We start from the raw sequence: 26358 nt of genomic DNA on the forward strand, positions 1-26358 counted from the left end.
ATGGACAAGGAACAGAAGCTCCGGGACTACCTCAAGCGGGCCAGCGCGGACCTCCAGCGCTCCCGGCAGCGGGTGGACGAGCTGGAGGCGGCCGCCCGGGAGCCGATCGCCATCGTGGGAATGAGCTGCCGCTTCCCCGGCGGGGTCGCGTCTCCGGAGGACCTCTGGGCGATGCTCGTCGCCGGCGAGGACGGCATCACCGGCCTGCCCGCCGACCGCGGCTGGGAGCTCGACCCGGCGGCCGGGCCGGTCGACGTCCGGGGCGGGTTCCTGCAGGGCGCCGCCGACTTCGACCCGGGCTTCTTCGGCATCTCGCCGCGTGAGGCGCTGTCCATGGACCCGCAGCAGCGCGTCCTGCTGGAGGCGTCCTGGGAGGCCGTCGAGCGGGCAGGCATCGACCCGAGCAGCGTCCGCGGCACCCGCACCGGCGTCTTCGTCGGTGCGATGCCGCAGGACTACCGCACCGGGCCGGACGACGACGTCCAGGGCTTCGTGCTGACCGGCAACGCGACCAGCGTGATCTCCGGCCGCCTCTCCTACGTCCTCGGCGCCGTCGGCCCGGCCGTCACCGTCGACACCGCGTGTTCGTCGTCGCTCGTCGCGCTCCACCTGGCTGCCCAGTCGCTGCGCGCGGGGGAGTGCGGCATGGCGCTCGCCGCGGGCGTGACCGTCATGTCGACCCCCACGACCTTCGTCGAGTTCGCCCGTCAGGGCGGCTTGGCCTCGGACGGTCGCTGCCGCTCCTTCGCCGACGCCGCGGACGGCACCGGTTGGGCCGAGGGCGTGGGCGTGCTCGTCCTGGAGCGGCTTTCGGTGGCCCGGCGCAACGGGCACCGGGTGCTGGCCGTCGTGCGCGGCACCGCCGTCAACCAGGACGGCGCCTCCAACGGGCTCACCGCGCCCAACGGGCCGTCCCAGCAGCGCGTCATCGAGCAGGCGCTGCGCAACGCGCGGCTCTCCGCCGACCAGGTGGACGCGGTCGAGGCACACGGCACCGGCACCGTCCTCGGTGACCCGGTCGAGGCCCAGGCGCTGCTCGCCACCTACGGGCGCGGCCGGGACCCGCAACGCCCGTTGCTGCTCGGCTCGGTGAAGTCGAACCTGAGCCACACCCAGGCCGCGGCGGGCATGGCCGGAGTGATCAAGACGGTGCTGGCGCTGCGGCACGAGCTGCTGCCCCGCACGCTGCACGTGGACGAGCCGTCGACGCACGTCGACTGGGAGTCCGGCGCCGTCCGGCTGCTGACCGAGGCGACGCCGTGGCCGCGGGGCGCCGAGCCGCGCCGGGCGGGCGTCTCGTCCTTCGGCCTCAGCGGCACCAACGCGCACGCCATCGTCGAGGAGGCCCCGGCTGCGGAGGAGGCGCCCGCCTCCGGGGCCGTCGAGGCCGGGGCGCTGCCCTGGCTGGTCTCCGGCCGTACCCCCGAGGCGCTGCGCGCCCAGGCCCGGCGGCTGGTCGCCTTCCTGGCGGCGGACGCCGAGGGCTCCGACGCCGACCTCGCCCACGCGCTCGCCACCACCCGCGCCGCCCTGGAGCACCGCGCCGTCGTCACCGCGGCCGGCCGCGCCGAGGCCGTCGCGGCGCTCACCGCGCTCGCGGACGGCGAGGGCGACGGCCGGGCGGTGCTCGGCACCACCCAGGGGCGCGGCAAGCTTGCCTTCCTGTTCGCCGGCCAGGGCTCGCAGCGCCTCGGCATGGGCCGCGAACTCGCCGCCCGCTTCCCGGTGTTCGCCGCCGCGCTGGACGAGGTGCTCACCCGGCTCGACGGCCAGCTCGAAGGCCGGCCGGGCGCGCCGCTGCGCGAGGTGATCTGGGGTGCCGACGAGGACGCCCTGAACCGCACCGGTCACGCGCAGCCCGCGCTGTTCGCCGTCGAGGTCGCGTTGTACCGGCTGCTGGAGTCCTGGGGCGTGCGCCCGGACTTCCTGGCCGGCCACTCCGTCGGCGAGATCGCCGCCGCGCACGTCGCCGGGGTGTTCACCCTCGCCGACGCGTGCGTCCTGGTCGCCGCCCGCGCCCGCCTGATGCAGGCCCTGCCGGCCGGCGGCGCCATGGTCGCGGTGCAGGCGAGCGAGGAGGAGGTCCTCCCGCTGCTCGGCGACGGCGTGTCGCTGGCAGCCGTCAACGGGCCGCGGAGCGTGGTCGTCGCGGGCGAGACCGCAGCGGCCGGTGCCGTCGGCGCGCACTTCACCGAACTCGGCCGCAAGGTGAGGCGGTTGCGCGTCTCGCACGCCTTCCACTCGCCGCTCATGGACCCGATGCTCGACGAGTTCCGTGCCGTCGTCGCCGGGCTGGACCCGCAGGCGCCCGCGATCCCGCTCGTTTCGACGCTCACCGGCACGCTCGCCACCGTCCAGCAGCTCACCTCCGCCGACTACTGGGCCGACCAGGCCCGCCAGGCCGTCCGCTTCGCCGACGCCGTCGGCTGGCTCGGCGGGCACGGCGCCGGGCTGTTCCTCGAACTCGGCCCGGACGGTGCCCTCGCCGCGCTCGCCCAGGGAGCCCTCGACGAGCCGGCCGGCGAAGGTCGCCGCGCCCTCGCCGCGCTGCGCCCCGGCCGCGACGAGACCGAGGCGCTCACCGAGGCACTCGCCGGCCTGCACGTGCGCGGGGTCCCGGTGCACTGGGACGCCTACTTCGAGGGCACCGGCGCCCGCCGTGCCGACCTGCCGACCTACGCCTTCCAGCACAGGCGCTACTGGCCGAAGAGCGCGCTCTCGCGCACCGGCGACGTCCGCGCCGCAGGGCTCGGCTCGGCCAACCACCCGCTGCTCGCCGCCGCCGTCTCCCTCGCCAACACCGACGGCCTGCTGCTGACCGGCCGGCTCTCGCTGCGCACCCACCCGTGGCTGGCCGACCACGGCGTCGACGGAACCGTGCTGCTGCCCGGCACGGCCTTCCTGGAACTCGCCGTGCGTGCGGGCGACGAGGTCGGCTGCGAGCGCGTCGAGGAGCTGACGCTCACCGCGCCCCTGCCGCTGCCCGAACAGGGTGGCGTGCAGGTGCAGGTGTGGGCCGGACGGGCCGACACGAGCGGGCGGCGCACCGTCGGGGTCTACGCCCGCCCCGAGGGTGATGAGGACGCCCCGTGGACGCAGCACGCCGACGGCATCCTCGCGCCGGGCTACTCGGCGGATGAACAGCGCTTCGCCGCAGAGGAGTTCACGCAGTGGCCGCCGGCCGGCGCCGAGGCGCTGGACCTGGACGGCCTGGACGAGCGCCTCGTCGGCGCCGGCTTCCGCTACGGCCCGGCGTTCCGCGGGCTGTGCGCGGCCTGGCGGCGCGGCGAGGACGTGTTCGCCGAGGTCGCGCTGGACGAGGGCGCGAGTGGCGAGGCGGGCGCGTTCGGGATGCACCCGGCGCTGCTGGACGCGGCGCTGCACGCGACGGCGTTCCTCGGGCTCGGCGGGGTGCCGTTCTCCTGGCAGGACGTCAGTCTGCACGCGGCGGGTGCGTCGGTGGTGCGGGTGCGGCTGTCCGCGACCGGGGACGACTCGGTCGCCGTCGAGATCGCCGACGCGGCGGGCGGCCCGGTCGTCTCGGTCGGCTCGTTGCTGCTGCGACCGCTGCCGGCGCTCGCCGGGGCGGGCGCGGGGCCGGTGCGGGACGCGATGTTCGAGCTGCGCTGGTCCCGGCCGCGCGGCGGTGGACAGTCGCCCGCCTCGGTGGCCGTCCCGAACGCGGATCCGCTCGGGCTCGGCGTCCTCCCGTCGGCGGGCGAGGGGCCGGCCGAGGTGGTGCTCGTGCCGCTCGCGGGGGACCAGGCCGACCCGGTCGGCTCGGCCCACGCGCTGACGGCCCTGGCGCTGGCCCGGGTCCAGGAGTGGCTCGCGGCGGACTCGGACGGCCGGCTGGTCTTCGTGACCCGCGGCGCCGTCGCGACGGCGGCGGACGGCGAGGTCACCGACCCGGCCGCGGCCGCCGTGTGGGGCCTGGTGCGCTCCGCGCAGGCCGAGCACCCGGGCCGGTTCGGCCTGGTCGACCTGGATCCGGCCGGCGGTCCGCTGCCCGAGCGGGCCCTGGGCGGTGACGAGCCGCAGCTGGCCGTGCGCGGCGGCGCCGTGCTGGCGGCCCGGCTGGCCCGCGCGGCCGCGGTGGCCGGGACCGGCGCAGCGTGGAGCCCGGACGGGACCGTCCTGATCACCGGCGGCACCGGCGGCCTCGGCGCCGTCCTCGCCCGGCACCTGGTGGCCGAGCACGGCGTTCGTCGCCTCGTGCTCGCGAGCCGCCGAGGAGCCGCGGCCGAAGGCGCCGCCGACCTGGTCGCGCGGCTCACCGCGGCGGGCGCCGAGGTCGCCGTCGAGGCGTGCGACGTCAGCGACCGCGCCGCCGTCGAACGCCTGATCGCGGGCGTGCCCCTCGGTCACCCGCTGACCGCCGTGGTGCACGCCGCGGGCGTCCTCGACGACGGCGTCGTCGAACAGCTCACCCCCGAGCGCCTGGCCGCCGTCCTGCGGCCCAAGGCCGACGCCCTGTGGCACCTCCACGAGGCCACGCGGGCGCTCGACCTCGCCGCGTTCGTCGTCTTCTCCTCCTTCTCCGGCACCGTCGGCGCGGCCGGGCAGGCCAACTACGCCGCGGGCAACGCCTTCGCGGACGCGCTCGTGCGCACCCGCCGCGCCGCCGGTCTGCCCGGACTCGCACTCGGCTGGGGCCCCTGGGCCCCCGTCGGCGGAATGACCGGAGGGCTCACCGACGCGGACCTCGACCGGCTCGCCGGGCTCGGCACCCCGGCGCTCTCCGAGGCCGACGGCACTGCGCTGTTCGACGCCGCCCTCGCCCGCCCCGAAGCCGTCCTGCTGCCCGTCCGCCTCGACCTCCCGGCGCTGCGCGCCCGGGGCGAGGTGCCGCCGCTGCTGCGCGGCCTGATCCGCACCCCCGCACGGCGCGCCGCCGTGGCCGCCGGCGAGGCGGCCGGCGCCCTCACCCGGCGGCTCGCCGGGCTGGACGGGCGGGCCCGCACCGAGGCCGTCGTCGACCTGGTCCGTGCCCAGGTGGCGGCCGTGCTGCGGCACGCCGACGCCGCCGAGGTAGACCCGCACCGCCCGTTCCAGGACCTCGGCTTCGACTCGCTCACCGCCGTCGAGCTGCGCAACCGCCTGAGCGCCGCCACCGGCCTGCGCACCTCCGCGACCGTCGTCTTCGACTACCCGACCGTCACCGCCCTCGCCGGGCACGTCCTGGACGGCCTGACGGGTGACCGGGCGCCCGCCGCCGCGGCCCCCGTGCGGGCGGCGGCCGACGACGACCCGATCGTCATCGTCGGCATGAGCTGCCGCTACCCCGGCGGCGTCGCCTCGCCCGAGGACCTCTGGCGCCTGCTGCGCGAGGGCGCCGACGCGATCTCCGGCCTGCCCACCGACCGCGGCTGGGACGTCGAGGCGCTCTACCACCCGGACCCGGACCACCTCGGCACCAGCTACACCCGCTTCGGCGGCTTCCTGCACGAGGCCGCCGACTTCGACCCGGGCTTCTTCGGCATGAGCCCGCGCGAGGCGCTGGCCACCGATGCCCAGCAGCGCCTGCTGCTGGAGGCCTGCTGGGAGGCGGTCGAGCGGGCCGGCATCGACCCGGTGTCGCTGCGCGGCAGCCGCACCGGCGTGTTCGCCGGCGTGATGTACAACGACTACTCCGCGCTGCTCGCGGGCGGCCGCTTCGAGGGCCACCAGGGCAGCGGCACCTCGCCGAGCATCGCCTCCGGCCGCGTCTCGTACGCGCTCGGCCTGGAGGGCCCGGCCGTCACCGTCGACACCGCGTGCTCGTCCTCGCTCGTCGCCATGCACTGGGCCATGCAGGCCCTGCGCACCGGAGAGTGCACGCTCGCACTGGCCGGCGGCGTGACGGTGATGTCCACCCCGACCTCGCTGATCGAGTTCTCCCGCCAGCGCGGCCTGGCCCCGGACGGGCGCTGCAAGGCCTTCTCCGACCGGGCCGACGGCGTCGGCTGGTCCGAGGGCGTCGGCGTGATCGCCCTGGAGCGACTGTCCGACGCGCGCCGCAACGGGCACGAGGTGCTGGCCGTCGTGCGCGGCTCGGCCGTCAACCAGGACGGGGCCTCCAACGGGCTCACCGCGCCCAACGGGCCGTCCCAGCAGCGCGTGATCCGCCAGGCCCTGGCCACCGCCGGGCTGGCGACGGCGGACGTCGACGTCGTCGAGGCACACGGCACCGGCACCTCGCTGGGTGACCCGATCGAGGCCCAGGCCCTGCTGGCGACCTACGGCCAGGACCGCGAACTCCCGCTGCTGCTCGGCTCGGTGAAGTCCAACCTCGGCCACACCCAGGCCGCCGCGGGCGTCGCGGGCGTGATCAAGATGGTGCTGGCGATGCGGCACGGCGTCGTGCCCCGCACCCTGCACGCGGCCGAGCCGTCCTCCCACGTGGACTGGGAGGAGGGCGCGGTGGAGCTGCTGACCGAGGAGGCGCACTGGCCGGAGACCGGCCGCCCGCGCCGGGCCGGCGTGTCCTCCTTCGGTTTCAGCGGCACCAACGCCCACGTCATCCTCGAACAGGCCCCCGCCGTCGCCGTCCGGAACGCCGCTCCGGCCGTCGCCGAGCCCGTCCTGCTGTGGCCGCTGGCCGGCCGCAGCCCGGCCGCGCTGCGCGACCAGGCCGCGCGCCTGCGCGCCTTCGCCACCGCGGGCCCGGCCGCGAACCCGGCCGACCTCGGCCTCTCGCTCGCCACCACCCGCTCCGGCTTCGACCACCGCGCCGTCGCCGTCGGCGGAGACCTCGACGAGCTCCTCGCCGCCCTGAGGGCCCTCGCCGCGGGCGAGTCCGCCGCCGGACTGGTCGCGGGCGAGACCGGCGCCGGCAAGCTCGCCGTGCTGTTCGCCGGCCAGGGCGCCCAGCGCCTCGGCACCGGACGCGAACTCGCGAAGCGCTACCCGGTGTTCGCCGAGGCGCTGGACGAGGTGCTGCGCGAGTTCGGCCCCCGGCTGGAGCGCCCGCTGCGCGACGTGCTGTGGGGCGAGGACGAGGAACCGCTGCACCGTACCGGCTGGGCGCAGCCCGCGATCTTCGCCGTCGAGGTCGCCCTGTTCCGTCTGGTCGCCTCGCTCGGCGTGCGCGCCGACGTGCTGCTCGGTCACTCCGTCGGAGAGATCGCCGCCGCGCACTGCGCCGGGGTGCTGTCGTTGGCCGACGCCTGCGCGCTCGTCGCCGCCCGGGCCCGGCTCATGGACGCGCTGCCCGAGGGTGGCGCCATGGTCTTCGTCGAGGCCGCCGAGGACGAGGTGCTGCCGCGCCTGGTGTCCGGGGTGTCCGTCGCGGCCGTCAACGGGCCGCGGGCCGTGGTGATCTCCGGCCTGGAGGACGAAGTCCTGAGCATCGCCGAAGAGTTCGCGGCCGAGGGCCGCCGGACCAAGCGGCTGCGCGTCTCGCACGCCTTCCACTCGCCGCTGATGGAGCCGATGCTGGAGGAGTTCCGGCGCACCGTCGCGGAGCTGGACTTCCGCGCGCCGGCCATCCCGCTGGTCTCCGACAGCACCGGCGAGCTCGCCACCGAGGCCGAGCTGTGCTCACCCGACTACTGGGTCGAGCACGTGCGCCGGGCCGTGCGCTTCGCCGACGGCGTCCGCGCCGCCCGCGCGGCCGGCGCCGTCACCTTCCTCGAACTCGGCCCGGACGGCGTGCTGTCCGCGCTCGCCGAGGAGGTCCTCGTCGGCGAGACCTCCGTGGCGGTCGTCCCGCTGCTGCGCGCCGGGCGCCCCGAGGAGCGGACCGCCGCCCTCGCCCTGGCCGCGCTCCACGTGCGCGGCCACGCCCTCGACTGGGCCGCGCTGTACGCGGGCACCGGCGCCCGCCGCACCGGCCTGCCCACCTACGCGTTCCAGCACGAGCGCTACTGGCCCGAACCCGAGCCCGACGCCGCCCACCCGTCGGCCGCCGACCCCGCCGACTCCGCGTTGTGGGGCGCCGTCGAGCGCGGCAGCGCCGCCGAACTCGCCGGCCTGCTCGGCCTTCGCGACGAACAGCACGCCGGCCTCTACGCCCTCCTGCCCGCCCTCGCCGACTGGCGCCGCACCCGGCACGAGAAGGCCCAGCTCGACGCGGCTCGCTACCGGGTCCACTGGCGGCCCGTGCGCCCGGCGGCTGCGCCCGTGCTGGACGGCACCTGGCTGGTCGTCACCACCGACGCCGTGGACGACGACGAGCTCCTCGACGCCCTGCGCGGCCACGGCGCCCGCCTGGAGCGCCTGGTGCTCGCCGAGGACTCCCGCGACCGCGGTGAACTCGCCGACCGGATCGCGGACTTCGGTCAGCTGAGCGGCATCCTGTCGCTCGTCCCGCTGGCCGACCGGCCCGTCCCCGGGCCCGGCCTGCCGGAGGGCGTCGCGCTCGGCGTCGTCCTCGCCCAGGCCCTCGGCGACCTGCGCTCCGCCGCACCGCTGTGGACCGTCACCCGCGGCGCCGTCTCCACCGGGCCCGCCGATCCGCTCACCAACCCCGTCCAGGCCGCCGCGTGGGGCCTGGGCCGGGTCGCCGCCCTGGAGCGCCCGCAGGCGCCCGGCGGGCTGGTCGACCTGCCGCCGGTGCTGGACGCGCCGACGGTGCAGGGCCTCGTCGGCGTTCTCGCGAGCAGTAGGCGCGGGGGAGAGGACCAGATCGCCTTGCGCGGCAGCGCCGCCTACGGCCGCCGCCTGGTGCGGCACGCCGTCGACGAGCTGCCCCGCGCCGAGGAGTTCACCGCCGGGGGCACCGTCCTCGTCACCGGCGGCACCGGCGCGCTCGGCGCCGAGGTCGCCCGCTGGCTGGCCCGCAGTGGCGCCCGGCACCTCGTGCTCACCGGCCGCCGCGGGCCGGCCGCCCCCGGCGTCGCCGAACTCGTCGCCGAACTCGCCGAACTCGGCGCCTCCGCCGCCGTCGTCGCGTGCGACGTCGCCGACCGCGACGCGCTCGCCGCCGTCCTCGCCGCCGTCCCGGCCGAACACCCGCTGACCGGCGTCGTGCACGCCGCCGGCGTCGGCCAGGCCGCCCCGCTCGCGGACACCCCGGTCGCCGACGTCGCCGCGCTCACCGCCGCCAAGCTCCAGGGCGCCGCCCACCTCGACGCCCTCCTCGCCGACCACGACCTGGACTTCTTCGTCCTCTTCTCCTCCGTCGCCGGCATCTGGGGCAGCGCCGGCCAGAGCGCCTACGCCGCGGCCAACGCCTACCTCGACGCCCTCGCCGAGAACCGTCGCGCCCGCGGCCTGGCCGCCACCTCGATCGCCTGGGGCCCGTGGGCCGGCGCCGGCATGGCCGCCCACGAGGCCGTCTCCGACGGCCTGCGCCGCCAAGGCCTGCGCTTCCTCGCCCCGGAGACCGCGCTCACCGAGTTGCGCCGCGCGATCGTCCACGAGGACGTCGCCGTGACCGTCGCGGATGTCGACTGGGAGCGCTACGCCCCGGTCTTCACCGCCGCCCGGCCGAGTGTCCTGTTCGACGAGCTGCCCGAGGTCCGCGCCCTCGCCCGCGGCGCCGCGGCCGGTGCCGGGGCCGCCTCCGACCTCGTCGGCCGCCTGCGCGGCCTGGCCGAGGCCGAGCGCGACCGCCTGCTCGTCGACCTGGTGCGCCGGGAGGCCGCCGCCGTCCTCGGCCACGGCTCGGTCGACGGCGTGCCCGAGAAGCGGGCCTTCCGCGACGCCGGGTTCGACTCGCTGACCGCCGTCGAGCTGCGCAAGCGCCTCGCCGCGCTGACCGGCCTTCCGCTGCCCAGCACCATGGCCTTCGACCACCCGACGCCGGTCGCGCTCGCCGCGTTCCTGCGCGGCGAACTGCTCGACGCACCGCAGGACGCGACGGCGCTCCCGGTCGCCGCCGCCGACCCGGACGAGCCGATCGCGATCGTCGGCATGGGCTGCCGCTTCCCCGGCGGCGCGGCAGACCCCGAGCAGCTGTGGCGGCTCGTCGCCGAGGGCACCGACGCCATCTCCGAGTTCCCGGAGAACCGCGGCTGGGACACCGGCCTCTTCGACCCCGACCCGGACACCCCCGGCCGCACGTACTCGACCCAGGGCGGGTTCCTGCACGGGGCCGGCGAGTTCGACGCCGCGTTCTTCGGCATCTCCCCGCGCGAGGCCCTCGCCATGGACCCCCAGCAGCGCCTGCTGCTGGAGACCACCTGGGAGGCCCTGGAGTCCGCGGGCATCGACCCGACCTCCGTCCACGGCAGCGCCACCGGCACCTTCATCGGGTCCACGTACCAGGAGTACGGGCTCGGCATGGACGACAGCTCCGCCGGGCACGCCGTCACCGGCACCAGCCCGAGCGTGCTCTCCGGGCGCCTGGCCTACCTGTTCGGCCTGGAGGGCCCGGCCGTCACGGTCGACACCGCGTGCTCCTCGTCGCTCGTCGCGCTGCACCTGGCCTGCCAGTCGCTGCGCGGCGGCGAGAGCTCCCTCGCGCTCGCCGGCGGCGCCACCGTCATGACCAACCCCAACGCCTTCATCGCCTTCAGCCGCCAGCGCGCCCTCGCCGCCGACGGCCGCTGCAAGGCCTTCTCCGAGGCCGCCGACGGCATGACCCTCGCCGAAGGCGTCGGCGTCGTCGTCCTGGAGCGGCTCTCCGACGCCGAGCGCAACGGCCACCAGGTGCTCGCCGTCATCCGCGGCTCCGCGATCAACCAGGACGGCGCCTCCAACGGGCTCACCGCGCCGAACGGGCCGTCCCAGCAGCGCGTCATCCGCCAGGCCCTGCACAACGCGGGCCTCACCCCCGACGACGTCGACGCCGTCGAGGCGCACGGCACCGGCACCGCCCTCGGCGACCCGATCGAGGCCCAGGCCCTCCAGGCCGCCTACGGGCGCGACCGCGACCCACGGCGCCCGCTGCGGCTCGGCTCGCTCAAGTCCAACATCGGCCACACCCAGTCGGCGGCGGGCGTCGCCGGAGTGATCAAGATGGTCCAGGCGCTGCGCCACGGCGTGCTCCCGGCCACCCTGCACGCCGGCGAGCCGTCCTCGCACATCGACTGGACACCCGGGACCGTCACCCTGCTCGACGAGGCCACACCGTGGCCGGCCGGCGAGCGGATCCGCCGCTGTGCGGTCTCCTCCTTCGGCATCAGCGGCACCAACGCCCACGTCGTGCTGGAGGAGGCGCCGGCCGCGCTCCCGACGGAGACCGCCGAGGCGTCGGACGGCGTCCTGCCGTGGTTGCTCTCCGCCCGCACCCCCGCCGCCCTGCAGGCCCAGGCCGCGCGCCTGGCCGACCACCTCGACGCCGAGCCGGACCTGCGCCCGCACGACGTCGCCCACACCCTGCTGACCACCCGCGCGCTCTTCGAACACCGCGCCGTCGTGCTCGGCGCCGACGCCGCCGAACTGCGTGCGGGCCTCGCCGCGCTCGCCGCCGGCGCCTCCGCGCCGAACGCCGTCCAGGGCCTCGCCGAGGACGGCGGCCGCACCGTCTTCGTCTTCCCCGGCCAGGGCTCCCAGTGGGCCGGCATGGGCGCCCAGCTGCTCGACGAGTCGCCGGTGTTCGCCGCGCGCATCGCCGAGTGCGCGGCGGCCCTGTCCGGGCACGTCGACTGGTCGCTGCTCGACGTGCTGCGCCAGGTCGAGGGCGCGCCCGCCCTCGACCGCGTCGACGTCGTCCAGCCCGCGACCTTCGCCGTCATGGTGGCGCTCGCCGAGGTCTGGCGCGCCCACGGCATCCACCCGGATGCCGTGGTGGGCCACTCCCAGGGCGAGATCGCCGCCGCCGTCGTCGCCGGGGCGCTCTCCCTGGAGGACGGCGCCCGGGTGGCCGCCCTGCGCAGCCGGCTGATCGGCCGTGTCCTGGCGGGCTCCGGCGGGATGGTCTCGGTGCCGCTGTCCGCGGAGGAGGCCGAGGAGCGGCTGCGCTCGCGCTCCGGCGGGCTCGCCGTCGCCGCCGTGAACGGGCCGCGGACCGTCGTCGTCGCCGGCCCGGCCGGTGAACTCGACGAGCTGATGGCCGAGTTCGAGGCCGAGGGCCTGCGCGCCCGGCGGATCAGCGTGGACTACGGCTCGCACTCCGCCCAGGTCGAACTCCTCAGGGACGACCTCCTGGCCGACCTCGCCCCCGTGCACCCGCGCGCCGCCGAGGTGCCGTTCTTCTCCACCGTCACCGGCGAGTGGCTCGACAGCACCGCCATGGACGCCGGCTACTGGTACCGCAACCTGCGCAACCCGGTCCGCTTCGACCCGGCCGTGCGCGAGCTCATGGCCCAGGGCCACAGCCTGTTCGTCGAGGTCAGCCCGCACACCGTGCTCACCATGGCGATCGAGGCCACCGCCGAGGACCGTGGCGACCGCGCCACCGCCGTCGGCACCCTGCGCCGCGACAAGGGCGGCACCGACCGCTTCCTCACCTCCCTCGCCGAGGCCTTCGTCCGCGGCGGCCGGGCCGACTGGTCCGCCCGCACCGCCGGCGGGCGCCGCGTGCCGCTGCCCACCTACGCCTTCCAGCACGAGCACCTGTGGGCCGTCGCGCCCCGGCCCGGCGGGCAGCCGGAGGACGGCGAGTTCTGGAGCGCCGTCGAGGAGGCCGACGTCGAGGCGCTGGCCGCCCGGCTGCGCATCGACAGCGGCGCGCTCGCGCCGGTGCTGCCCGCGCTGACCGACTGGCACCGCCGCCGGCGGGACCGCTCGACGGTCGACTCCTGGCGCTACCGGGCGACCTGGAAGCCGCTGACCGCCGCGTCCGCCCGCCTGGACGGCACCTGGCTGCTCGTCACCGCCTCCGCCGACGAGGGAGAGGACGTCGCGGAGACCCTCACCGCGCACGGCGCGAGCGTCGAACGCCTCGTCCTGGACGACACCTGCTCCGACCGGCAGCGGCTCGCCGCGCTCCTGCAACCGGCCGACCTCTCGGGCATCGTCTCCCTGCTCGCCTCCGCCGAGCGGCCGAGCGAACGCCATCCCGCCCTGCCCGAGGGCGTCGCGCTCACCCTCGCGCTGATCCAGGCCCTCGGCGACGCCGGGCAGGACGCCCCGCTGTGGTGCCTCACCCGCGGCGCTGTCGCCGCCGGGCGCACCGACCGGGTGACCAACCCGGTGCAGGCGCAGGTCCACGGCCTCGGCTGGACGGCCGCCCTGGAGCACCCGCAGCGCTTCGGCGGCGTCGTCGACCTGCCCGTCGCGCTCGACCGGCGCGCCGGCGAGCGGCTGGCCGCCGTGCTGGCCGCCCGCGTCGAGGACCAGGTGGCGATCCGCCCCTCCGGCGCCTACGCCCGCCGCATCGTGCGCGCCGAGGCCGCCACCCGCCGCGAGGCCGGGCCGCTGCGCGGCACCGTCCTCATCACCGGCGGCACCGGCACCCTCGCCCCGCACCTGGCCCGCCGCCTCGCCGCCGAGGGCGCCGAGCGGATCGTGCTCACCAGCCGCCGCGGCGCCACCGCGCCCGGCGCAGCCGAACTGCTCGCCGAACTCGCCGCCGCGGGCTGCGCCGCAGAGATGGCCGCCTGCGACCTCACCGACCGCGACGCCGTCGCGGCGATGCTCGCCGACCTGGCCGCCGCCGGCCACGAGGTGCGCACCGTCGTCCACACCGCCGCCGTCATCGAACTGCTGTCGATCGAGGAGACCACCCACGAGGCCTTCGCCAAGGTCCTGCACGCCAAGACCGCCGGCGCCCGCCACCTCGACGAGCTCCTGCCCGACGACCAGCTCGACGCCTTCGTGCTCTACTCCTCCACCGCCGGCCTGTGGGGCAGCGGCCGGCACGCCGCCTACGTCGCCGGCAACGCCTACCTCAACGCGCTCGCCGAGCACCGCCGCGCCCGCGGCGGCCGGGCCACCGCGATCTCCTGGGGCATCTGGGCCGACGACCTGAAACTCGGCCGCGTCGACCCCGGGCAGATCCGGCGCAGCGGCCTGGTCTTCATGGACCCCTCGCTCGCCCTGGACGGGCTGCGCCAGGCCCTGGACGCCGACGAGCAGGTGCTCGCGATCGCCGACGTCGACTGGGAGCGCTACCACCCGGTCTTCACCTCCGGCCGCCCGACCGACCTCTTCGAGGACGTGCCCGAGGTACGCCGCCTCACCGAGGCCGCCGAACGCCCCTCCGGGGACGGCGAGTTCGCCGCCCGGCTGCGCGCCCTGCCGGCCGCCGAGCAGGAGCGCCGCCTGCTGGACCTGGTCCGCGCCGAGGCGGCGACCACGCTCGGGCACGCCTCGCCCGACGTGCTGTCGGAGCAGCGGGCCTTCCGCGACGTCGGCTTCGACTCGCTGACCGCCGTCGACCTGCGCAACCGACTGGCCGCCGCGACCGGGCTCACGCTGCCCAGCACCCTCGTGTTCGACCACCCGAACCCGCTCGCCCTGGTGCGCTTCCTGCGGGAGAAGACCGCCGGCGCGGCTGTCGAGGGGCCGGTCGAGGGGACGACCGCCGTCGCGCCGGACGAGCCGATCGCCATCATCGGCATGAGCTGCCGCTACCCCGGCGGGATCGCCTCGCCCGAGGACCTGTGGCGGCTCGTCACCTCGGGCGGCGACGCCATCACCGAGTTCCCGGCCGACCGCGGCTGGGACACCGAGGGGCTGTATGACCCGGACCCGGACGCGCCCGGCCGCACCTACTCGGTGCGCGGCGGCTTCCTGCGCAGCGTCGCCGACTTCGACGCCGCGTTCTTCGGCATCTCCCCGCGCGAGGCCCTCGCCATGGACCCCCAGCAGCGCCTCCTCCTGGAGACGGCCTGGGAGGCCATGGAGCGCGCCGGCCTCGACCCGGCCACCCTGCGCGGCAGCCTCACCGGCACCTTCATCGGCGCCAGCTACCAGGACTACAGCCCCGGCGACTCCGCCCAGGACGGCGCCGAGGGCCACCTCGTCACCGGCACCATCCCGAGCGTCCTGTCCGGGCGGCTCTCCTACACCTTCGGCTTCGAGGGCCCGGCCGTCACGCTCGACACCGCGTGCTCCTCCTCGCTCGTCGCCCTGCACCTGGCCTGCCAGTCGCTGCGCAACGGGGAGAGCTCGCTCGCGCTCGCCGGCGGCGTCAGCGTGATGGCCACGCCCAACGCGTTCGTCGGCTTCAGCCGCCAGCGCGCCATGGCCGTCGACGGCCGCTGCAAGGCCTACGCCGAGGCCGCCGACGGCATGAGCCTCGCCGAAGGTGTCGGCCTCGTCCTGGTCGAGCGCCTCTCCGACGCCGAGCGGCTCGGCCACCCGGTGCTCGCCGTCCTGCGCGGCTCCGCCGTCAACCAGGACGGCGCCTCCAACGGCCTCACCGCGCCCAACGGGCCCGCGCAGCAGCGGGTGATCCGCGCCGCGCTCGCCGCTGCCCGGCTCGCCCCGGGCGAGGTCGACGCCGTCGAGGGCCACGGCACCGGCACCCGCCTCGGCGACCCGATCGAGGCCCAGGCGCTCCTCGCCACCTACGGCCAGGACCGCGAACTCCCGCTCCTGCTCGGCTCGGTGAAGTCCAACATCGGCCACACCCAGATGGCCTCCGGCGTGGCCGGCGTCATCAAGACCGTGCTCGCGCTGCGCAGCGGCGTGCTCCCGGCCAGCCTCCACATCGACCGGCCGTCCAGCCACGTCGACTGGACGGAGGGCGCCATCGAGCTCCTCGCCGAGGCGCGCGACTGGCCCGAGACCGGGCGTCCGCGCCGGGCGGCCGTCTCCTCCTTCGGGCTGAGCGGCACCAATGCGCACGTGATCCTCGAACAGGCCCCGGCCGCTGCCGCGGCACCTTCCGTGGTGGCGGCGCCGGCGGACGGTGACACCGTCCCGTTCGCGCTGTCCGCCCGCACCGAGGAGGCCCTGCGCGCCCACGCCGGGCGGCTGCTCACCGCGCTCGACGAGCAGCCCGAACTGCCCCTCGCCGACCTGGCGTTCTCCCTCGCCACCACCCGCGCCGCGCTCGACCACCGCGCCGCCGTCACCACCGGCGACCGCGCCGAGCTGAGGCGCGCCCTCGCCGCCCTGCGCGACGGCCTGCCGGACGCCGCCCTCGTCACCGGCCGGGCGGCCGGCGGCGGCCTGGCCTTCCTGTTTACCGGCCAGGGCAGCCAGTACCCGGCCATGGGCCGCGAGCTGTACGACCGGTACCCGGTGTACGCGGAGGCGCTCGACGCCGTCCTCGCCCGCTTCGACCTCGGCTACGAACGGCCCGTGCGGGACGTCCTGTTCGCCGAGGAAGGACAGCTCCTGGACGACACGGGGTATGCGCAGCCGGCGTTGTTCGCGCTGGAGGTGGCGCTGTTCCGGCTGGTGGAGTCGTGGGGTCTGCGTCCGGACTTCGTGGTGGGGCATTCGATCGGTGAGATCGCGGCGGCGTACGTGGCTGGGGTGTTCTCGTTGGCGGACGCCTGCACGCTGGTGGCCGCCCGTGCCCGCCTGATGTCGGAACTCCCCGGTGGGGGAGCGATGGTGTCGGTCGAGGCAACGGAGGCGGAGGTGCTGCCGCTGCTGACGGACGGCGTCTCCATCGCCGCCGTCAACGGGCCCAGGTCGGTGGTGATCGCGGGCGACGAGGACGAAGTCCTGCGCATCGCCGGGGAGTTCACCGAGCGGCGCACCAAGCGACTGCGCGTCTCGCACGCCTTCCACTCCCCGCACATGGAACCGATGCTCGACGCGTACACCCGCGTCGCCGCCACGCTCACCTACGACGCCCCGGCGATCCCGCTCGTCTCCACCGTCACCGGCGAGCTCGCCGACGCCGACGAGCTCGCCGCGCCCGACTACTGGGCCCGGCAGGTGCGCGGCACGGTCCGTTTCGCCGACGCCGTCCAGGCCCTCGCCGGCCACGGCGCCGCCGCCTTCCTCGAACTCGGCCCCGACGGCGTCCTCACCGCAGCCGCCCGCGCCACCCTGGGTGACGGCGCCCGCCTCACCGGTGTGCCCGCGCTGCGCCGCGGCCGGCCCGGTGTCCCGGCCCTCACGGCCGCGCTCGCCCGGCTCGCCGTGGGCGGCCAGCGCCCGGACTGGGCGGCCGTCTTCGCCGGCACCGGCGCCCGCCGCGCCGACCTGCCCACGTACCCGTTCCAGCGGGAGCGCTACTGGCCGGAGGGGCGGCCCGCCGCGGCGGCCGGCGCCGACCCGGTGGACGCCGAGTTCTGGGCCGCCGTCGACCGCGGGGACCTCGCGGCGCTCGGCACCGGACTCGACCTCGACACCGACACCGTGAGCGCCCTCTCGGCCTGGCGCCGTGCCCGCCGCGAGCGCTCCACCGTGGACTCCTGGCGCTACCGCGTCTCCTGGACACCGCTCGACGCGACGGGCGCCGCCGCGGCCCGGCCGTCCGGCCGCTGGCTGGTGCTCACGTCCGAGGACGCGCCGTGGGTGGACGGCCTCGTCGACGGCACGACCCTGCGGGTCTCCGCCGACCGGGCCGCACTCGCCTCGGAACTGCGGTCGACCGAGGGGGAGTTCACCGGCGTCCTGTCCCTGCTCGCCCTCGGCGACGACCCGCTCGCCGCCACCGTCACCGCCCTCCAGGCCCTGGGCGACGCGGGCGTCGAGGCCCCGCTGTGGTGCCTCACCCGCGGCGCCGTCGCCACCGGCCGCTCCGACCGGCCCGCCGACCCCCGGCAGGCCGCCGTCTGGGGCCTCGGCCGCTCCGCCGCCCTCGAACTGCCCACCCGCTGGGGCGGGTTGATCGACCTGCCGGAGCAGCTCGACGACACCGCGCTGCGCCGGCTGGCCGCCGCCCTCGCCCGCACCGACGGCGAGGACCAGCTCGCCGTCCGTGCCTCCGGCACCTTCGCCCGGCGCCTGGTGCGCCGCCCCTCGGGCGAGCGCGCCGCCGCCCGCCCGTACGCGCCCGCCGGCACCGTCCTGATCACCGGCGGCACCGGCGGCCTCGGCGGGCAGCTCGCCCGCCGCCTCGCCGCCCGGGGGGCCGAACACCTGCTGCTGCTCAGCCGCCGCGGCGCGGACGCCCCCGGCGCCGAGCAGCTGCGCGCCGATCTCGCCGCCCTCGGCGCCGACGTCACCCTGGCCGCCTGCGACGCCGCCGACCGGGACGCCCTCGCGGCCGTCCTCGCCGCCGTCCCCGCCGACCGGCCGCTCACCGCCGTCTTCCACACCGCCGGCGTCGTCGCCGACGGCACCCTCGACACCCTGACGGCCGAGCACTTCGCCGAGGTGTTCCGCCCCAAGGTCGACGCCGCGCACCACCTCGACGAGCTGACCCGCGACACCGACCTCGCCGCCTTCGTCCTCTTCACCTCCACCGCCGGCACCCTCGGCGCCGCCGGCCAGGCCAACTACGCCGCCGCCAACGCCCACCTCGACGCCCTCGCCGAGCAGCGCCGCTCCCGCGGCCTGCGCGCCACCGCCCTCGCCTGGGGCCCGTGGGCCGGCGACGGCATGGCCGGGGCCGGCGTCGAACAGCGGGTGCGCCGCGGCGGCTACGCACCGATGGCACCCGAGCGCGCCCTGGACGCCCTCGGCCAGGCCCTCGACCACGACGACACCGCGCTCACCGTCGCCGACATCGACTGGCAGCGCTTCGCCGCCGTCTTCGCCGCGCAGCGGCCCGTCCCGCTGATCTCCGGGTTGGCCGGGGCGGCCGGTCGTCCGGTTGCGTCCGCCGCCGACTCCGGCTTGCGGCAGCGCCTCGCCGACCTGTCCGAGCAGGCCAGGGAGCGCTTCGTCCTGGACTTCGTGCGCACCCGCGTCGCGGCCGTCCTCGGCCACGCCGGAGCTGAACGCGTCGGCGTCGACCAGCCCTTCACCGACCTCGGCATGGACTCCCTCACCACCGTCGAACTGCGCAACGCCCTCACCGCCGCCACCGGCCTCACCCTGCCCGCCACCCTCGTCTACGACCACCCGACCCCGGCCGACCTGGCCGCCCACCTCCTCGCCGAACTCCTCGGCACCCTCCCCGAGCCCGACCGGTCCCCGGCCGCGGGCGGCCTCACCGACGACCCCGTCGTGATCGTCGGCATGGCCTGCCGCTTCCCCGGCGGCATCGAGACGCCCGAGGACCTCTGGCGGCTGCTCGGCGACGGCGCCGACGCCATCCGCCCCTTCCCGGCCGACCGCGGCTGGGACCTCGACGCCCTGGGCCGCGGCGGCTCCGCCACCCTGCACGGCGGCTTCCTGGACGGCGTCGGCCGCTTCGACGCCCGCTTCTTCGGCATCTCGCCCCGCGAGGCCCTCGCCATGGACCCCCAGCAGCGCCTGCTCCTGGAGACCTCCTGGGAGGCCCTGGAGCGCTCCGGCATCGCCCCCGACCGCCTGCGCGGCAGCGACACCGGCGTCTTCGTCGGCACCAACGGCCAGGACTACCTGACCGTGCTGCGCCGCGGCACCGCCGACGTCCGCGGCCACGCCGCCACCGGCAACACCGCGAGCGTCCTGTCCGGCCGCCTGTCCTACACCCTCGGGCTGGAGGGCCCGGCCGTCACCGTCGACACCGCGTGCTCCTCCGCCCTGGTCTCGCTCCACCTGGCCGCCCGCGCGCTGCGGGGCGGCGAGTGCTCGCTGGCCCTCGCCGGCGGCGCCTCGGTGATGTCCAGCCCGGACGCCTTCGTCGAGTTCACCGCGCAGGGCGGACTGGCCGCCGACGGCCGCTGCAAGCCCTTCGCGGACGGCGCCGACGGCACCGCGTGGTCCGAGGGCGCGGGCGTCCTGGTGCTGGAGCGGCTGAGCGACGCGCGCCGCAACGGGCACCCGGTGCTCGCCGTCGTGCGCGGCTCCGCCGTCAACCAGGACGGCGCCTCGAACGGGCTGACGGCCCCCAACGGCCGGGCCCAGCAGCGGGTGATCCGCGCGGCCCTCGCCGACGCCGGCCTGACCGCCGCCGAGGTCGACGCCGTCGAGGCGCACGGCACCGGCACCGCCCTCGGCGACCCGATCGAGGCGCACGCCCTGCTCGCCGCGTACGGGCGGGAGCGCTCCGAGGACCGGCCGCTCCTGCTCGGCTCGGTGAAGTCCAACCTCGGGCACACCCAGGCCGCCGCCGGCGCCGCCGGGGTGATCAAGACGGTGCTCGCGCTGCGCGCCGGGGTGCTGCCCCGGACGCTGCACGTCGACGCGCCCTCCCGGCACGTCGACTGGACGGCCGGCGCCGTGGAGCTCCTGACGGAGGCCCGCGACTGGCCGCGGACCGGCCGTCCGCGCCGGGCCGGCGTCTCCGCCTTCGGCGTCAGCGGCACCAACGCGCACGTCCTGCTGGAGCAGGCGCCTGCGGCCGAACCGGTCGCCGCTTCCCAGGTGGCGGTGGGCGCCGCGCCGTGGGTCGTCTCCGCCAGGTCCGAGGCCGCGCTGGACGCTTCGCTCGCCCGGCTCGGTTCGGTCGAGGGGGCGTCCGCGCTGGACGTCGCCCACTCGCTGGCCGTCGGGCGGGCCTCGCTCGGGCACCGGGCGGTGCTGCTGGACGGTGTGGAGATCGCGCGCGGGGTGGCGGGGGAGCCGTCGACCGCGTTCCTGTTCTCCGGGCAGGGCTCGCAGCGGCTGGGCATGGGACGGGAGTTGTACGCCCGCTTCCCGGTGTTCGCCGAGGCCTTCGACGGCGTCTGCGCCCGGCTGGACCAGCAGCTGGAGCTGCCGCTCCGGGACGTCGTGTGGGGGACGGACGCTTCCTTGCCGGACCGGACGGACTACGCCCAGGCCGGGCTGTTCGCCGTCGAGGTGGCGTTGTTCCGGCTGCTCGGATCGTTCGGTGTGGTACCGGAGTTCGTGGCCGGGCACTCGATCGGTGAGATCGCCGCGGCGCACGTGGCCGGGGTGTTCTCGCTGGCGGACGCGTGCGCGGTGGTGGCGGCCCGGGGCCGGCTGATGCAGGCGCTGCCGGCGGGCGGCGCGATGCTCGCCGTGGAGGCCTCGGAGGACGAAGTCCAGCCGTTGCTGGGCGAGTTCGTGTCGATCGCGGCGGTGAACGGGCCGACGTCGGTGGTGGTTTCGGGGGCGGAGGAGGCCGTCGCGGCGGTCGAGGCGCACTTCGCCGACCGGCGGACCACGCGGCTGCGGGTCTCGCACGCGTTCCACTCGCCGCTGATGGAGCCGATGCTGGCGGACTTCCGCGAGGTCCTGAACGGCCTGACCTACCGGGCCCCTTCGATCCCGGTGATCTCCAACCTGACCGGCGCCCTGGATGGCGACCTCACGACCCCCGACTACTGGGTGCGCCACGTCCGCGAGACCGTCCGGTTCGCCGACGGCATCCGGGCCCTGGCGGAGGCGGGAGCCACCGCGTTCCTGGAGCTCGGCCCGGACGGCGTCCTCGCCGCCCTCGCCGAGCGGGGGCTGGGCGAGGGCGGCGTCACCGCCTCCACCCTGCGCCGCGACCGGCCGGAGGAGCACTCACTCGTGACGGGGCTGGCCCGCCTGCACGTCGTGGGCGTGCCGGTCGACTGGGCGCGGCTCTTCGACGGCACCGGCGCCCGCCGGACCGACCTGCCCACCTACCCGTTCCAGCGCGAGCTGTACTGGCCCGAGCGCGCACCCGAGCCCGTCGGCGCGAGCGACCCTGCGGACGCCGCCTTCTGGTCGGCCGTCGAGCGCGCCGACGCGGCGGAGCTGGGCACGACGCTGGGCCTGGCCGACGAGTCGTCGCTCGGCGTGCTGCTGCCCGCCCTCGCGGCCTGGCGCCGCCGCCGGACCGAGCGCACGGACGCGGACCGGCTGCGGTACCGGGCGGTGTGGAAGCCCTACACGGCGCCCACCGGGCCGCAGGCTCTGCCGGGGACCTGGCTGGCGCTCGTGGCGGAGGGGCAGGACGACTCCTGGACGTCGGCGGTGCTCGCGGGTCTGGGAGCGGAGGTGGTGACGGTGGCGGGTGACGCCGTGAGCCCGGCCCCGACCGCCGGGCCGCTCGCCGGTGTGGTGTCCCTGCTCGCCGCCGCCGGCGGCGAGCCCACCGGGCTCGCCCGGCCGGACGCCCTGCTCGCCGCCCTCGGCGAGGCCGGGGTCGAGGCCCCGCTGTGGTGCCTCACCCGGGGTGCCGTCGCCGTCGGTGAGACGGAGGCCCCGCAGGACGTCGCGCAGGCGGCGGTGTGGGGCATCGGCCGGGTGACCGCGCTCGAACTGCCCACCCGCTGGGGCGGGTTGATCGACCTGCCGGAGGAGCCCGACGCCCGTACGTCCGCTCGCCTGCGGGCTTTGCTGACGGCCGGGGACGGCGAGGACCAGCTGGCGCTGCGCGCTGCCGGGGCCTTCGCCCGCCGGCTCGTGCGTGCCACGACGGCCGACACGGCACGCCCGTGGACCCCGCGCGGTACGGTCCTGCTGGTCGGCGAGCCGGAGGGCCACGCGGCTCCCACGGCCCGCTGGCTCGCCCGGTCGGGTGCCGAGCACGTGGTGCTGCTGACGGCAGGGCCGGCGGCGGCCGGTGCGTCCGGGGCGCTCGATGCGGCCGATGCGGCCGATGCGGCCGGTGATCGGACGGGACCGGAGGAGAGGGAACTGCGGGCCGCGCTCGCCGAGTTCGGCGCCGACCTGACCCTCGTCGCCGGCACGCCCGGCGACCGCGCCGCCCTCGCCTCTGTCCTTGAACTGCCGGACCTCTCCGCCGTCCTCTACACCGGCCGGTCCGCCGAGTCCGGTGACCCCCTGACCGGACTGCTCGCCGACCTCGGCGCGCTCGACGAGGCACTGGCGGACCGGGAGCTCGACGCCTACGTCCTGTTCGGGTCGATCGCCGGCACCTGGGGCGTGCAGGGCCGGGCCGACGAGGCCGCCGCCGGCGCCGTCCTCGACGCCGCGGCCCGGTCCCGCCGCGCCGCCGGGCGGGCCGCCACCGCCGTCGCCTGGGGCGCCTGGGCGGGCAGCACGCCCGACTCCCTGGCCGTGCACCTGCGGGCCAACGGGCTGCCGCCCGTCGCCCCCGGCCGCGCCCTGACGGCCCTCGCCGCCGACCTCGACGGCTCCGCCGTCACCGTCGCCGACGTGGCGTGGGAGCGCTTCGCGCCCGCCTTCGCCGGAACCCGGCCGACCCGGCTCTTCGCCGACCTGCCCGAGGCCCGGGTGACCGCGAAGCCCGAGGAAGCGAGCTCCGGCAAGGCCGACGTGCTGCGCGCCGGGCTGCGCGAGCGGTCGGCGGCCGAGCGCACCGAGGCACTGCTGGCGATCGTCCGGGCCGAGTCGGCCGCCGTGCTCGGCCACGCCGACGCGGACGACGTGCCGTCCGGGCAACCGTTCAAGGACCTCGGCTTCGACTCGCTGACCGCCGTCGACCTGCGCAACCGGCTCGCCGCCGCGACCGGCCTGCGCCTGCCCGCGACGCTCGTCTTCGACTACCCGACCCCGGCCGCGCTCGCCGCCTACCTCCGGGCCGAACTCCTCGACGAGGCCCGGGCGGTGGAGCGCCCGGCCGTCGCCGCCGACACCGACGACCCGATCGTGATCGTCGGCATGGGCTGCCGCTACCCGGGCGGCGTCCGTTCGCCGGAGGACCTGTGGCGGCTGCTGCGGGAGGGCACCGACGCGATCGGACCGTTCCCGGCGGACCGCGGCTGGGACCTCGACCGGCTCACCCACGGCGACCGCGACGGGCGCGGGCGCAGCGTCACCCAGCAGGGCGGGTTCCTGTACGACGCGGCCGAGTTCGACGCTGCCTTCTTCGGGGTCTCCTCGTACGAGGCGATGGTCGTCGACCCGCAGCAGCGGCTCGTGCTGGAGACCGCGTGGGAGGCGCTGGAGCGCGCCGGGATCGATCCGGCGGGCCTGCGCGGCGGCGACACCGGCGTGTTCATCGGCGGCGGCAGCGGCGACTACCGGCCGGCCGTCGGCCAGCTCGGGCACGTCGAGACCGCGCAGTCCGCGAGCCTGCTGTCCGGCCGGCTCTCCTACACCCTCGGCCTCGAGGGGCCCTCGGTCAGCGTGGACACCGCGTGCTCGTCCTCGCTGGTGGCCCTGCACCTGGCCGCCCAGGCCCTGCGCTCCGGCGAGTGCTCGCTGGCGCTGGCGGGCGGTGTGACGGTGATGTCGAGCCCGGTCGGGTTCGTCGAGTTCGGCGAGATGGGGGCGCTGTCCCCGGACGGGCGCTGCCGCACGTTCTCCGACGACGCCGAGGGCACCGCGTGGTCGGAGGGCGTCGGCGTCCTGGTGGTCGAGCGGCTCTCGGACGCCGAGCGCCGGGGACACCGGGTGCTGGCCGTCCTGCGCGGCTCCGCGATCAACCAGGACGGCGCGTCGAACGGCATCACCGCGCCCAACGGCCCGTCCCAGCAGCGCGTCATCCGGCGCGCCCTGGCCAACGCGGGCCTGACCGCCGCCGAGGTCGACGCCGTCGAGGCGCACGGCACCGGCACGAAGCTCGGCGACCCGATCGAGGCCCAGGCGCTCCTCGCCACCTACGGGCAGGAGCGCGAACGGCCCGTCCTGATCGGCGCGCTGAAGTCGAACCTGGGCCACACCCAGGCCGCCTCCGGCGTGGCCGGCGTGATCAAGATGGTGCTGGCCATGCGGCACGGCCTGCTGCCGCGCACGCTGCACGCCGGCACGCCGTCCTCGCACGTCGACTGGACGGCCGGCGCCGCCGAGCTCCTCACCGAGGAGACCGCGTGGCCGGCCACCGGCCGCCCGCGCCGGGCGGGCGTCTCCGCCTTCGGCGCGAGCGGCACCAACGCCCACGTGATCGTCGAGGCGCCGCCCGCGGCCGAGCCCGCCGAGGAGCGCCCGGACGACCGGCCGCTGCCCGTCCCGCTCTCCGCCGCGACGCCCGCCGCGCTGCGCGAGCAGGCCGCCCTGCTGCTCGGCCACCTCGCCGCGCACCCGGAGCTGACGGTCCGTGACCTCGGCCACTCGCTGGCCACCACCCGCACGCTGCTCGACCACCGGGCCGCCGTGCTCGCCGCCGACCGCGCCGAACTGGCGCAGGGCCTGCGAGCCCTCGCCGACGGCCAGGCCGCGCCGCAGCTCGTCCAGGGCTCGGCCCTGGGCGGGAAGACCGCCTTCCTCTTCCCCGGCCAGGGCTCGCAGCGCCCCGGCGCCGGGCGGGAGCTGTACGCCGCCCACCCGGTGTTCGCCGACGCGCTGGACGCCGTCCTCGCCGGCTTCGAGGGACGGCTGGCCGGGCCGCTGCGCCCGGTGCTGTTCGCGGCGGAGGGTTCGGCGGAGGCCGCGCTCCTCGACGACACGGGGTATGCGCAGCCGGCGTTGTTCGCGCTGGAGGTGGCGCTGTTCCGGCTGGTGGAGTCGTGGGGTCTGCGGCCCGACTTCGTGGTGGGGCATTCGATCGGTGAGATCGCGGCGGCGTACGTGGCGGGGGTGTTCTCGCTGGATGACGCCTGCACGCTGGTGGCCGCCCGTGCCCGCCTGATGTCGGAACTCCCCGGTGGGGGAGCGATGGTGTCGGTCGAGGCCACGGAGGCGGAGGTGCTGCCGCTGCTCACGGACGGCGTCTCCATCGCCGCCGTCAACGGCCCCCGCGCCGTCGTCCTCTCCGGGGACGCCGACGCCGTCGAACGCATCGCCGCAGGTTTCGCGGCCGACGGACGCAGGACTAGGCGTTTGCGGGTGAGCCATGCGTTTCACTCCGTACACATGGACGCCATGCTCGACGACTTCGAGCGGACCGCCCGGGGCCTCACCTACGCGGCCCCGCGCATCCCGCTCGTGTCCAACCTGACCGGCTCCGTCGTCATCGGCGACACCGGGGAGCGGCTCGACGCGCGGTACTGGGTGCGCCACGTCCGCGAAGCCGTGCGCTTCGCCGACGGCGTCGCCGCCCTCAGCGCCCGCGGCGTGCGCCGCCACCTGGAACTCGGCCCGGACGGCGTGCTGTCCGCGCTCGTCCAGGCCAGCACGGCGGCGGACGCGGACCCGGCCCGTCCGGTGGTCACCGCCGGCGCGCTGCGCCACGGCCGCGACGAGCGCACGACCCTGCTCGCCGCCGTCGCCCGCCTGCACACCGACGGGCTCGCGCCGGACTGGTCCGCGCTCTTCGCCGGCACCGGCGCCCGCCGGGTCGACCTGCCCACCTACCCGTTCCAGCGGCAGCGCTACTGGCCCGAGCAGTCCGCCGGGTCGCCCGCGTCCCCCGACGGGGAGTTCTGGACGGCGCTGCGGACCGCGTCCTTCGACGCGCTGGCCGACACCCTGGACGTCGACGGCGAGGCCCTCGCCCAGGTGCTCCCGGCCCTGCGGGACTGGCACGAGCGGCGCGAGGAGCAGGCCGCGGTGGACGCCCGCCGCCGGCGGATCATCTGGAAGCCGCTCGACCGGCCGCGCGCCGCGGCCCCGGCCGGCACCTGGCTCGCCGTCGTGCCCGCCGGCCACGGCGACCCGGCCTGGACGGACGAGGTCCTCGCGGCGCTCGGCACGGGCGCCGTCCGGCTGACCGTCGAGGCCGACGCCGACCGCGCCGGACTCGTCGGGCAGCTCGCCGAACTCCCGTACACGGCCGATGAGATCGCGGGCGTCGTATCGCTGCTGGCCCTCGACGAGTCCGCGGGCGGCAGCGCCCCCGCCGGCCTCGCCCGCACGGCCGCCCTGGTGCAGGCCCTCGGCGAG

1 protein-coding gene (only partly in view) is annotated in these 26358 nt (G+C 77.0%); it reads left to right on the forward strand.

Annotation, left to right across the window (positions count from 1 at the left end; genetic code table 11):
* A protein-coding gene (locus ACZ4W5_RS34055) for a type I polyketide synthase (RefSeq protein ID WP_465658907.1) crosses the window boundary here: on the forward strand, positions 1-26358 show its 5' portion. Its footprint extends 1629 nt past the window's final position; the window shows 26358 of its 27987 coding nt (coding positions 1-26358); its start codon is at positions 1-3; its stop codon lies off the right edge, out of view.

The sequence above is a fragment of the Kitasatospora sp. NPDC029367 genome (assembly GCF_055569135.1).